12 protein-coding genes are annotated in these 13426 nt (G+C 42.9%); 10 read left to right on the forward strand and 2 right to left on the reverse strand.

The genetic code is table 11. The features are described 5' to 3' along the window. Positions 1-79 precede the first annotated feature (79 nt). Entirely contained in the window at positions 80-406 is a 327-nt protein-coding gene (locus I6L24_RS10565; protein ID WP_005246639.1) for a hypothetical protein, read from the forward strand. A gap of 49 nt (positions 407-455) precedes the next feature. Here I6L24_RS10565 and glnG read toward each other — a convergent pair whose 3' ends face one another. Both glnG and glnL read right to left on the reverse strand, forming a co-directional pair. Further along, positions 456-1931: a nitrogen regulation protein NR(I) gene (gene glnG, locus I6L24_RS10570; protein WP_004279889.1), complete on the reverse strand. Its 1476-nt coding sequence runs from the start codon at positions 1929-1931 to the stop codon at positions 456-458. After that, a complete protein-coding gene (gene glnL / locus I6L24_RS10575; RefSeq protein WP_005107202.1) occupies positions 1918-3027 on the reverse strand; it encodes a nitrogen regulation protein NR(II) in 1110 nt (369 codons plus the stop codon). Before glnL ends, glnG begins: the two co-directional genes overlap by 14 nt. Before the next feature lie 341 nt (positions 3028-3368). Between glnL and rimO the strand changes: the two genes are divergently transcribed. The 9 genes from rimO to I6L24_RS10620 all read left to right on the forward strand — a co-directional run bounded on the left by rimO (position 3369) and on the right by I6L24_RS10620 (position 13424). Next, entirely contained in the window at positions 3369-4712 is a 1344-nt protein-coding gene (gene rimO, locus I6L24_RS10580) for a 30S ribosomal protein S12 methylthiotransferase RimO (protein ID WP_005263068.1), read from the forward strand. 46 nt (positions 4713-4758) lie between these two features. Continuing rightward, complete coding sequence (gene pyrH / locus I6L24_RS10585; protein WP_004279886.1) at positions 4759-5487, forward strand: UMP kinase; 729 nt, start codon at positions 4759-4761, stop codon at positions 5485-5487. An 80-nt stretch (positions 5488-5567) separates the two neighbouring features. Then, positions 5568-6122, forward strand: a complete 555-nt coding sequence (gene frr, locus I6L24_RS10590) for a ribosome recycling factor (RefSeq protein WP_004279885.1) — start codon at positions 5568-5570, stop codon at positions 6120-6122. A 7-nt stretch (positions 6123-6129) separates the two neighbouring features. Next, positions 6130-6882, forward strand: coding sequence for a polyprenyl diphosphate synthase (uppS, locus tag I6L24_RS10595; RefSeq protein WP_005263065.1), 753 nt, complete (start codon positions 6130-6132; stop codon positions 6880-6882). A gap of 3 nt (positions 6883-6885) precedes the next feature. Continuing rightward, positions 6886-7710, forward strand: coding sequence for a phosphatidate cytidylyltransferase (locus I6L24_RS10600; RefSeq protein ID WP_004279883.1), 825 nt, complete (start codon positions 6886-6888; stop codon positions 7708-7710). Beyond that, positions 7711-8907: a 1-deoxy-D-xylulose-5-phosphate reductoisomerase gene (ispC, locus tag I6L24_RS10605; protein WP_004279882.1), complete on the forward strand. Its 1197-nt coding sequence runs from the start codon at positions 7711-7713 to the stop codon at positions 8905-8907. A gap of 3 nt (positions 8908-8910) precedes the next feature. After that, a complete protein-coding gene (gene rseP / locus I6L24_RS10610) occupies positions 8911-10266 on the forward strand; it encodes an RIP metalloprotease RseP (RefSeq protein ID WP_085064675.1) in 1356 nt (451 codons plus the stop codon). Positions 10267-10350: 84 nt separating this feature from the next. After that, positions 10351-12846, forward strand: a complete 2496-nt coding sequence (gene bamA / locus I6L24_RS10615) for an outer membrane protein assembly factor BamA (RefSeq protein ID WP_392389744.1) — start codon at positions 10351-10353, stop codon at positions 12844-12846. An 80-nt stretch (positions 12847-12926) separates the two neighbouring features. Further along, the gene (locus I6L24_RS10620; protein ID WP_216985963.1) at positions 12927-13424 is read left to right on the forward strand and encodes an OmpH/Skp family outer membrane protein; all 498 of its coding nucleotides are present in this window, start codon (positions 12927-12929) and stop codon (positions 13422-13424) included. The last annotated feature ends 2 nt before the right edge of the window (positions 13425-13426 follow it).

Genomic DNA, 13426 nt, shown 5'->3' on the forward strand with positions numbered 1-13426 from the left:
TCGTCGAGACTTTTAATTGAATAAAGTCAGTCCATAAAATTTGCTAAAATATACGGATAGTAAACAGATTGATTTTTATATGGCTTATCAACTTATTCAACTCTCGATTCAGGCCACCGATAATATTGCCTGTCCGCATTGTCAGCACAACGTGATTGATTGGGCAGAAGAGCAATATGTGCAACCTTGTGAACATACCCTGTTTATTGCCATGGATATAGGCTTTGAATATATGACCGATGAATTCGAGCACAGCATGCCGCGTTCTGTAGATGATTTGCATGCCAATGATGATCAGGTGAATATGCTGGATGAAATCACCCAAGCGACTTATTCAAATTATCTGATCTATAAGTCTGATCTGGGCATAGATGGGTATTTCCGCTATGTGGGTTTTACTGCATAGATCATCATCAATAAAAAAGCGCCAATCGGCGCTTTTTTATATGGAAAGATTAACTTTCTATTTCTTCTTCGATTTCATCATCCGTAGTATCCATGCCCAATTCTTTAAGCTTGCGCGTTAAAGTATTGCGACCCCAACCTAGAAGCTCTGCGGCATGACGTTTACGGCCACGGGTTTGTTGCAAGGCTGCATTGATCAAGGTGCGTTCAAACATTGGCGTCGCAACATCCAGAAGTTTCATTTCACCATTTTTGAGTTTCTGCATCGCCCATTGACCCAGCAATTCATCCCAGTGATGCGGTGCGATCTGGTTTAGCGTTGGAATTGGCGCACCCGGATCCTGCTGATGAATTGGAATCTGTTTCAGCTCAGGTGGCAAGTCTTCAGGATAGACTTCACGACCTGTGATCATGACAGTCAGCCAGCGACAGGTATTTTCAAGTTGACGCACATTACCTTGCCATGGCAATTTCTGCATATATTCTTGGGTTTCAGGACGTAATATCTTTGGGTTGACCCCAAGTTCTTTACCGGCACGTGCCAGAAAATGCTGCGCCAGCATCGGAATATCTTCACTGCGATGTGCCAGTTTTGGAATATGAATACGAATTACATTCAGGCGGTGATATAAGTCTTCACGGAAACGACCATCATGGACCAGTTTTTCCAAATCCTGATGTGTTGCAGCCACGATACGCACATCGACCTTAACCGGAATATGACCGCCAACTCGGTAGAACTCTCCATCGGCTAGGACACGCAATAAACGGGTCTGGGTCTCAAATGGCATATCGCCAATTTCATCTAAAAACAGCGTACCGCCATTTGCCTGTTCAAAACGACCTTGGCGCTGGGTATTAGCACCGGTAAATGCACCTTTCTCATGGCCGAAAAGTTCAGTTTCGATCAGGTCTTTTGGAATCGCCGCCATATTGAGGGCAATAAAAGGTTTTGAGCTGCGTGGTGAATGACGATGCAGGGCATGCGCTACCAGTTCTTTACCTGTACCAGACTCACCATTAATCAACACGGTAATATGCGATTGTGATAAACGGCCAATGGCACGAAACACTTCCTGCATGGCAGGCGATTCACCAATAATTTCGGTAGATTGAATTGGTGGAGCCGCTTTTGCTGATTCTTGTTGCTGTAGCTTGGTGATATGTAAAATTGCACGATTTACCAGCGCCAGTGCTTCATCAATATCAAAAGGCTTAGGCAGATATTCAAAAGCACCAGTTTGATAGCTAGAAACAGCCGATTCTAAGTCTGAATGCGCCGTCATAATAATGACAGGTAGGTCAGGATAACTGTGTTTAACCTTGCCCAGGAAGGTAAGTCCATCAATACCCGGCATGCGGATATCGGTCAAAATCACATCGGGTGCTTCCAGACTCAGTTGGTCTAGTGCAGATTGTGCTTCTTCAAAACTGGTCACATCCAGACCTTCCTCTTTAAAGGTCTTTTCCAGTACCCAGCGCATGGCGCGATCGTCATCAATCACCCATATTTTATTTCGCGACATGATTCGACTCCCAAGGTAAATATAAGCTAAAGACGGTTTTTCCAGCCACGGACTGACACTCGATCATGCCGTTGTGCTGATGAATAATATTTTGAGCAATACTGAGGCCCAGTCCGGTACCTTTTGCGCGACTGGTGACCAGCGGATAAAACACCGATTCGATAATCTCTTCCGGCACACCTGGACCGTTGTCTTCAATATCAATCCTTACTACAGAGCGGTGAATCACCCCGTTAATGGTAAAGAGACGCTGAATCCGGGTTCTTAAAATCAGTTCCGGTTGATGTTCGACAAAGAACTCCTTGTTCTCGGTCATGGCCTGTACGGCATTGGCGCAAATATTCAAAATGACCTGAATCAATTGGTCGCGGTCTGCCAGAACTTCCGGTAAGGACAGGTCGTAATCCCGGGTAATCTTGATTTTCTTTTTGGTCTGATTGGCAATCAGTGAACGCACCCGTTCCAGAGGTTCATGCACATTGACCAGTTCATAGCTCGGAAGCTGGCGTGAACCGAGCATGGTATCGGCCAGATTTCTGAGTCGATCCACTTCGCTAATAATAATGTCGGTAAATTCTTTGTATTGTGGATCATTCAAACTGCGTGCCAGGAGTTGAGTCGCCCCGCGAATGCCACCCAAGGGATTCTTGATTTCATGCGCAACACCGCGAATCAGCTGACGCGCTACCTGATGCTGTTGCAGCAGATTTTCTTCACGAGAGATTTTTAACATGCGATCGCGAGGATTGAGTTCGATGAGCAGTAGCGGATGATAAGGTTTGCCCAGATTTAGCTGAGAAACAGTGTAGTCAACATGAATGTCTTTAAAGTTGACCAGAATAGTGGCTTCGCGGCGTGTATAAGGCTGTCCCGTAGTTAAAGTATTATTCAGGGCTTCTTCGGTATTAAACTCATCTGTCGGGTTTTGCAAAATATTGAGCACGGATGTGCCGCTCGCGCGGAATAAGCTCACATCAAATAAGGCTTCACAGGCAGAATTCAGATAATAAATATTAAGATCGCGGTCTATCAATAAGATACACGTGGTCATATTGTCCACTAAAGCACGATAGTCGATCGGAATAATTTGATCCATTCGCGGGTTTGTTCCTGTATTAAAATGGCGCAATGGCATCTTCATAAAGCAATTTAATCAATTTTAAGTTCTGATTTGATGCAAGATGCACGCCAACTTTTATGACGAGAGATTATTTATTGCGATGAAATGCAGAAATGTGACAGAGCAACACAATTCATCTTAGATATAGCGGATTAAATTGAGGCTGTAAATCTAAAATGATTCATTTTGGTGCATGAGTGGGTATGTTGAATATTTTATGGCAATATTTTAGTGCATGATGCAAAGAGTCAGGTTTTCAACTATTTTTATGATGCGAAAAGACATACAATACGCGCATTCTAGTAGAGCGAAAATTCATGAAGTCCCCCAAAGTCGGTTTTGTATCTTTAGGTTGTCCTAAGGCATTGGTAGATTCTGAACGTATTTTAACCCAGTTAAAGACTGAAGGTTATGACGTCGCTTCGGATTATGACGGTGCTGATTTAGTTGTAGTAAATACCTGTGGTTTCATTGAATCCGCAGTGCAAGAATCGCTCGATGCGATTGGTGAGGCGATGAGCGCGAATGGTCGCGTGATCGTAACAGGTTGTCTAGGTAAAGACGAAGACAAGATTCGCCAAATGCATCCCAATGTCCTGAAAGTGACAGGTGCAGCGGCATATAAAGAAGTTATGGATGCGGTTCATCAATACGTACCTGAGCCGCCAAAACACAATCCATTTATTGATCTGGTTCCAGAGCAAGGCATCCGCCTGACGCCAAAACACTATGCTTATCTGAAAATATCTGAAGGCTGCAACCATCGTTGTACCTTCTGTATTATTCCAAGCATGCGTGGCGATCTGGTTTCACGTCCAGTTGGTTCTGTGCTTGAAGAAGCTGCAGCGCTGAAACGTGCCGGTGTAAAAGAAGTACTCGTGATCTCCCAGGATACTTCTGCTTATGGCCTGGACACGAAATACAAGCTGGATTTCTGGAATGGTCAGCCGGTTAAAACCAAATTCTATGACATGTGTGAAGCATTGGGTCAGTTGGGAATCTGGGTACGTTTGCACTATGTTTACCCATATCCGCATGTAGATGCAGTAATTGACCTGATGGCACAAGGCAAAATCCTGCCTTATCTGGATATTCCATTCCAGCACGCGAGTCCAAAAATTCTCAAACTGATGAAACGACCTGCGCACAGTGAAAATACACTGGAGCGTTTGAAAATCTGGCGCGAGAAATGTCCTGATCTGGTGTTGCGTTCAACATTTGTGGTGGGCTTCCCGGGTGAAACTGAAGAAGACTTCCAGATGTTACTGGACTGGCTGAAAGAAGCCCAGCTGGATCGTGTGGGATGTTTTACCTATTCGCCAGTTGAAGGTGCGACAGCAAATGATTTGCCAGATCACGTTCCTGAAGAAATTAAACAAGAGCGTTATGAGCGTTTCATGCAGGTTCAGCAAGAAATCTCGGCAGCCAAACTCCAAAAACGTATCGGTCAGACCATGACTGTGCTGGTAGATGACCTGGAAGATGAATTCCCGGTAGCGGTTGCGCGTTCTTATGCAGATGCACCTGAAATTGATGGTAATGTTTTTGTTGAAGATATCGATAAAAGCGTCATCAAGGCGGGGGATTTACTTGAAGTCGAAATTACTGATGCAGATGAATACGATCTGTATGCAAAACTCATTTCAATCAAGTCTGCTTAAGATTTTGAATTAAAAAAATTTAAATTGAATACTTTGGAGTTTGATGATGTTGGATTCTAAAAAGCCACGCTTTGGTCGCATCCTGTTAAAGCTTTCTGGTGAAGCGCTGGCAGGCAATAAAGACATGGGGATCGATGCACAAGTGCTCGATCAGATGTCACTTTCTATTGCGCACCTCGTGGGTTTAGGCGTACAAGTAGGTATTGTTGTGGGTGGTGGTAACCTGTATCGCGGTAGCCAGCTACAAAAAGATGGTCTAGTTGGTCGTGTAACTGGCGACCAGATGGGTATGCTGGCAACAGTCATGAACGGTTTGGCACTTCGCGACGCTTTGGTGCGCCGTAATATTAAAACCCGTTTAATGTCTGCATTGCCAATTGGTGCCGTGGTTGAGTCTTACTCAAGCCGTGATGCAATCCGTCACCTGACTCAGGGTGAAGTGTGTGTATTCGTGGCAGGTACAGGTAATCCGTTCTTTACGACAGATACAGCTGCCTGTTTACGTGGTATTGAAATCGAATCAGACTTGATCTTGAAAGCGACCAAAGTTGATGGCGTATATAATAAAGATCCAAGCAAATATGATGATGCGGTTAAATATGACACATTGACTTTTGACCAAGTTCTGGACGAAAAGCTGGGTGTGATGGACTTAACTGCAATCTGTTTATGTCGTGATCACAATGTGCCGCTACAAGTATTCGATATGAATAAATCTGGCGCATTGCTTTCCGTTGTGATGGGTGAAAAAGAAGGGACTCACGTTACCAATTAATGACGTGAGCACCAAAGCACTTTATACTACACGCTAATTTAGTAATAACCTCTTTTCAAGAATTAAGTAAGGAAGATCATATGATTAACGATCTTAAAAAAGACAGCGAAGACCGTATGAACAAAACTCTAGAATCTCTAGAGCATGGTTTTGCAAAAGTTCGTACCGGTCGTGCGCATCCATCAATTTTAAATAACGTGATGGTTTCTTACTATGGTTCAGACGTTCCATTGAACCAGGTGGCAAACGTAGGTGTTGAAGATTCACGTACTTTGTTAATCCAGCCTTTCGAACGTTCAATGGTTTCTGCAATTGATAAAGCGATTCGTGAATCTGATTTGGGTCTGAACCCAATTACAGCAGATGCGATTCGTGTACCAATGGCTGCGTTGACTGAAGAAACGCGTCGTGACATGCAGAAAGTGGCGCGTAATGAAGCAGAAAATGCCAAAGTGGCGATCCGTAACATTCGCCGTGATGTATTGGGCGATATCAAGGCTTTGTTGAAAGAAAAAGAAATTTCTGAAGATGAAGAGCGTCGTGCTGCTGACGAAATCCAGAAAATTACCGACAAATTTGTTGCTGAAGTTGACAAGCGCTTGGCTGCGAAAGAAGCTGAATTGATGAAGGTCTAATTCATCGATGACCGTTGCTGAAGAAAATCCCCGTCTTCCGAAACATGTTGCCATCATCATGGATGGCAACAATCGTTTTGCCAAAAAAAATCAGATGCAAAAAGGTGATGGACACCGTGAAGGAAAAACGGTTCTGGATCCGATTGTTGAACACTGTAAAAAAAGAAATATCCAGGCTTTAACTGTATTTGCCTTTTCAAGTGAAAACTGGAATCGTCCACAGTTTGAAGTTGAATTGCTCATGAAATTGCTGGTTGATACCATTCATGAACAATTGCCCCGCATGGAAAAATTCAATATTGCCTTACGCTTTATCGGTGATCGCAGCCGTTTGTCCCCAGAATTACAGGGACTTATGTTGCATGCCGAACAAAGGACTGCTAATTTCAATAGTATGACACTCACTATTGCAATCAGTTATGGTGGTATGTGGGATATGGCACAAGCTGCACAGCGAATTGCTAGCGATGTTTTAACAAATAAATTAGATCTTGATGCAATTAATACTGATGTATTTGGTCAATATGTCAGCCTCGGTGATTTACCTGCAGTTGATCTGCTGATTCGTACGGGTGGAGATTTCCGTCTTTCGAATTTCCTGTTATGGCAGGCAGCCTATGCAGAGCTTTATTTCACTGAGACGCTATGGCCAGAATTTACCGTTGAAGAACTTGATGATGCACTTGCCGTATTTGGTGGGCGTGAACGTCGTTTTGGTAAAACATCAGAACAGATTCATCAGGAAAAACTTGAGAATTAATACATGTTTGAGCGGATTATAACCGCATTGGTGTTGGTAGCAGTTGTACTGAGCTGTATGTTTGCTACCGAATCACATTATCCAATGTTTGTATTGATGGTTCTTGCTGCTGGGGTGGCCGGCTATGAGTGGTTCAAACTCATGCCGCGAAAATTTAAACATGTCATCAAACCTGTTGCTTGGGGATATGGAGTGCTCACTGCGGCACTTTCAGCTTTGGCATTGTATTTTGCCGAAGTTGCCTTATTGTTATGGGTAGCTTCTATAATTACCTGGTTGCTCAGTATTTACTGGGTTAAAACCTATCCTGAATATGATGGCTGGTACAACGCCAGCCTGCACGGAATCGGCGTAGTTCTGATCTCTGCTGCGGTTACTGCAATTTTCTCTGTCTGGCAAAGTTCACCGTGGTGGCTGATGTACCTGTTTTTACTGGTATGGGGCGCAGATAGTGGTGCATATTTTGTGGGTCGTAAATTTGGCAAGAAAAAGCTGGCGCCGAATGTTAGTCCTAATAAATCCGTAGAAGGGCTGTATGGCGGTATCGTTACTTCAATGCTGATCGTGACGGCAGTTGCCTTGCTTTATCTGGATATGACTTGGCCAGAACTGATTTTATTTCTGATTCTATCTGTCGTTACAGTATTTAGTTCGGTACTGGGTGACCTGTTTGAATCCATGATCAAACGTCGTGCCGGTATTAAGGATTCAGGTCGAATTTTGCCAGGACATGGCGGAGTACTGGATCGTATTGATTCTTTGCTTGCTGCAGCTCCAATCTTTGCAGCAGGTATGGCTGTTTTAAAACTTATTGGTGTAGATTTATAAATGTCACAAGCAGTTTGTATACTGGGTGCTACAGGTTCCATTGGTCAAAGTACTTTAAAAATCTTGCAGCGACATCCTGAAGCATACTCGGTTTTTGCTGTGACCGCGCAAAGTCGTATTGATGAGCTGGTCGAAATTTGCCAGCAATACCGTCCTAAAGTGGCGGTGGTACCGGCTGAAAAAGTAGATGAACTTTCAAAACTACTTCAGCAACATCATTTATCTGATATTGAAATTCTGCAAGATGAAGCCGGTTTAATTGCTGTGGCTGAACACGCGGATGTTGATATCGTCATGGCGGCAATCGTTGGTGCAGCAGGCTTGTTGCCGACACTGGCTGCAGTGAAAGCGGGTAAGCGCGTACTGCTGGCCAATAAAGAAGCTTTGGTGATGTCAGGTGACATCATGATGCAGGCAGCGCGCGATCATGGGGCATTACTGCTTCCCGTGGATTCCGAACACAATGCGATTTTCCAATGTCTGCCACAGCATTATTTTGAAGCAGAGCGTCATGGCAAGCCCAAACTGGGTGTGTCCCAGATTCTACTGACCGCTTCAGGTGGCCCATTTCTGAACCACAGCATGCAGCAACTTGAAGAGGTCACACCTGCCCAAGCTTGCAAGCATCCTAACTGGTCCATGGGTCAAAAAATTTCAGTCGATTCTGCTACCTTAATGAATAAAGGTTTAGAATTGATCGAAGCCTGTCATTTGTTTGCAGTTCAAGAACAATTTGTTACAGTTGTTGTGCATCCACAGAGTATTATTCACTCCATGGTTCAATACGTTGATGGTTCGACTTTGGCACAAATGGGTAATCCGGATATGGGCACGCCTATTGCACATGCATTGGCATGGCCTGAGCGTATCAGTACGCATGTGGCACCACTGGATCTGTTTATGCATTCACAACTTAATTTTCAAGAACCGGACATGCTCCGTTTCCCTGCATTAAAATTGGCCCGTCAGGCCATGCAGAGTGGCGGAATTGCACCTACGATTTTAAATGCGGCCAATGAAATTGCAGTTGCTGCATTTTTAAATCAACAGATCAGATTTACCCAAATTCCTCAGGTAGCTGAGCACGTCCTGAATCAGATGGACAATCAACCTGCACATGATCTGGAGGCTATCTTGCAAGCAGATCAAATGGCACGAGGTTTATCACAGCAATACGTTGTGAATAAAGGAAGTTAAGATATGAATGCCTTGTTTATGATTGCCGCTGCAATTCTCTTACTCGGTCCCTTAATTGCGATTCACGAGTTCGGTCACTATATTGTGGCGCGTAAACTGGGCGTTAAAGTATTGGTCTATTCGATTGGATTTGGGCCAACATTATTAAAATGGACCTCGAAAAAATCCGGAATTCAGTATCAGTTGTCTGCCTTACCTTTGGGTGGCTATGTCAAGATGCTGGATGAGCGTGAAGGTAATGTCGCTGAAGAGGACTTACCCAAAGCTTTCAATCGTCAGCATCCGTGGAAGCGGATTGCCATCGTGGCAGCGGGTCCATTCATCAACCTGATTTTTGCAGTTCTTCTATTTTGGGTGTTATTTTTACCAGCTCAAGAACAGCTCAATACCCGGGTAGGCAAAGTTTTACCAAATACACCTGCTGCAACAGTACAAATGCAGCCGGGCGACAAAATTATAGCTGTGGATGGTACTCAGGTAGAAACTTGGGAAAAACTCAGTTATGCCTTGGTGGATCGTGTTGGTGAAACTGGCGTGGTTTCTATTCAGGCAGATCGTGCTGGTGAAAACAAACTGTTCCAGTTGCCGATTCAAAACTATTTAAAAGATCAAAGTCAATCGCCACTTGAAAGTTTGGGTTTCTTGCCTTATCGGCCAGAAATTCCGGCTGTAATTAGCAAACTGAGTGAAGATGGTGCAGCCATCCGTCAAGGTTTGAAAGAAGGTGACAAGATTCTGGCTATTGACGGCGTTCAGATGAAAGACTGGTTTGATGTGGTGCAGGTGGTACAGGCATCTCCAGAAAAATTACTCAAAATGGATGTTTTACGCGAAAATAAGGTGGTTCAGCTAGAAGTCATGCCGCAAGGCAAACGTGACAATATGGGCAATGTGACCGGTATGCTGGGTGTACACAGTGATCCGGGTAAAATGACCATTCCTGCAGAATATAAACAGACCATTCATTACACGCCAGGTGAAGCGTTGGTAATGGCATTTGATAAAACAGCACATTTATCTTCGATGATTCTGAACTCGATTGTCAAAATGGTACGCGGTCTGATTGGTCTGGATAATTTATCAGGTCCAATTACCATTGCCAAAGTGGCAGGACAAAGCGCAGAAATGGGCTGGGAAACTTTTATTTCCTTTATGGCGCTAATGAGTGTAAGTTTAGGAATATTAAATCTACTGCCTATTCCAATGCTTGATGGCGGACATCTGGTTTACTATTTTGTTGAATTAATTCGTGGTAAACCTGTTTCCGAACAAATACAATTGGTTGGGTTAAAAATTGGTATGGTACTGCTCGGCAGTATGATGCTTCTGGCATTATTTAATGATTTTATGCGTTTATAACAACGTAAATGGAATAAATTAACAGCGGAAAAGACTGGCATGCAGCACACACATTTATTTATGCCTCTGGCACTCGTTAGTGCAATGGCAGTAGCACAACAAGTATATGCAGCAGATGAATTCATTGTACAAGATATAAAATTTGATGGATTAGTACGTTTAACTCCTGACAATGTGTATGGCCTAGTGCCAATTAACAGTGGTGATCGGGTCAATGATCCAATCATTGCCAATGCAATTCGTAGCATGTATGCATCAGGCCTATTTGATGACATTAAAGCCGTGCAGCAAGGCAATACTTTGGTTTTCCAAGTTGTTGAACGCCCGGTCATTTCAAAAATCGAATTGAAAGGCAATAAGTTGATTCCTAAGGAAGCACTTGAGGAAGGCCTGAAAAAAATGGGTCTGGCTGAAGGTGAAGTGCTGAAAAAATCAGCGCTGCAAACTATTGAAACTGAACTTGAACAGCAATACATGCAGCAAGGTCGTTATGATGCCGATATTACGGTCACCACGACGCCTCGACCAAATAACCGTGTTGAATTGCTAATTGATTTTATTGAAGGTAAAGCGGCCAAAGTTTTTGATATCAATATTATCGGGAATACCGTATTTAAAGAATCTGATATCAAGCAGGCCTTTGCAGTAAAAGAAAGTGGCTGGAGTTCAGTCATTTCGCGTAATGACCGTTATGCACGTGAAAAGATGGCGGCAAGTCTTGAAGCTTTGCGTGCCATGTATCTGAATCGCGGTTACATCAACTTTAATATTACCAATTCCAGTCTGAACTTGAGTGAAGATAAAAAAAATGTTTTTATCGAAGTTTCTGTGGATGAAGGCGAGCAATTTAAATTTGGTCAAACCAAATACTTAGGTGATGCGCTTTATAAGACTGAAGAATTGCAGGCTTTACAAATCTTCAAAGAAGGCGAAATTTATTCGCAGGAAAAAGTTAATGCGGTTAAGCAATTATTACAGCGTAAGTATGGTAATGCAGGCTACTACTATGCAGAAGTCAACATCGTTCCTCAAATTAACAACGAAACCAAACTGGTTGATCTAAATTACTATATTAATCCAGGTCAGCAAGTCACAGTACGACGTATTAATTTCACTGGTAATACTAAAACTGCAGATGAAGTACTACGTCGTGAAATGCGCCAAATGGAAGGTGCGCTTGCCAGTAATGAAAAAATTGACCTGTCTAAGGTTCGTCTGGAACGTACCGGTTTCTTTAAAACTGTCGATATCAAACCTGCACGTATTCCGGGTGCACCAGATCAGGTGGACTTGAATGTTGCTGTTGAAGAGCAGCATTCAGGGACCAGTACTCTTGCAGTTGGTTTCTCGCAAAGCGGTGGTGTAACTTTCCAGGCAGGTTTAAGTCAGACCAACTTCCTGGGTACAGGTAATAGTGTCTCAATCGATTTGTCGCGTTCTGAAACGCAAGATTACTATAACTTGAGCGTGATGGATCCGTACTTCACTATTGATGGTGTACGTCGCGGCTATAATATGTACTACCGTAAAACCAAGCTGGATGATGACTATAACGTCAACAACTATGTAACGGATAGTTTTGGTGGTGGGATTAACTTTGGTTATCCAATTGATGAAAACCAGAGTGTCAGCTTGGGTCTAAACGTCGATCAGACTGAAGTAACTACTGGTCCATATGTATCGACTTATGTACGGGATTATTTATTAGCTAATGGTGGTAAAAGTACTAGAGATGGTGCCTACTGTCCAAAAGACAGCGCTGGTAACTCACAATTAACTGTACCTATTTATGGACAAGATGGTACTACAGTAATTGGTTATGACTGCGCAGTGCCACAAATTACTTATGGAAATGAATTTAAAGGTGATTTCTTGACTTATAACCTGAATCTGGGTTGGTCTTATAATACCTTAAACCGTCCAATGTTCCCGACAACGGGCATGTCACACCGTGTTAATGCAGAAATTGCCTTGCCGGGTAGTGATGTGGAATATCAAAAAGTCACTTATGATGCGCAAGCTTTCTTCCCATTAGGTAAAGATTTTGTTCTGCGTGGATATGGTAAGTTGGGCTATGGTAATGACCTACCATTCTATAAGAATTTCTACGCTGGTGGTTATGGTTCAGTCCGTGGTTATGAAAACAGTACCTTAGGCCCTAAATATCCAGGTGTAACTTATAATGAATCACGAGAACAAGACTTTGGTCCAGAAGAAGTGGGTGGTAATGCCTTAGTCCAGTTTGGTACAGAATTAGTGCTTCCTGTGCCATTTAAAGGAGATTGGGCACGTCAGGTTCGCCCGGTACTTTTTGCAGAGGGAGCACAAGTTTTTGATACTCAGTGTGATGTGCCTCGCGGAAATTTATATCTCAATCCACAAAATACTGATGTAAATGCGAAGCAATACTGTAAAGATAACTTTGGTTTTGATGCAGGCAATATGCGTTATAGCGTAGGCGCAGGTTTCACCTGGATTACCATGATTGGGCCATTATCACTTAGCTATGCATACCCATTGAATGATAAAGATGGGGATGATACTCAAAATATCCAGTTTGAAATTGGACGTACTTTCTAAAATCGTTTTGACCTAGAAACTAAATTTTGCTCATAAAGCCTGCAGGTTTTGTGAGCAAATTTTTTTGAATGAGTAAGAATATGAAAAAAATGATTATGGCAATGAGCCTGGCTTTGGCAAGTGTTGCACCTTTAACTCAAGCGGCCAGTATGGGGGTAATTGACTTGGAGCGTGTGGTTGAAGGTAGTACTTATCTGAAACAACAAAACACGGCATTTCAGCAAAAAATTCAGCCACAAACCACCAAGATTGAGCAACTCAGCAAAGAGCTGGAAGCTTTGCAGCAACGTGCTCAATCCAATACCAAGCTCAGTGAGACTGAAAAACAGAAAATGTCTGCGCAATATCAGGCTAAGTTGCAAGAATTAAATCAGTTACAACAATCTGTACAGACGAATGTCCAAAGCTCGATTCAGCAGATCCGGACTGTATTTGATGCACGTGTAAAGCAAATTGCTGAACAATTACGTAGAGAAAATAACCTCGATGTGGTTTTAAATAAAAATTCAGCGCTTGCTTATGATGCTAAATATGATTTAACTGATAAAATGATTCAAAAGGTTAATGCAATTAAATAATC

The organism is Acinetobacter lwoffii (genome assembly GCF_019048525.1).
Classification (GTDB): domain Bacteria; phylum Pseudomonadota; class Gammaproteobacteria; order Pseudomonadales; family Moraxellaceae; genus Acinetobacter; species Acinetobacter lwoffii_K.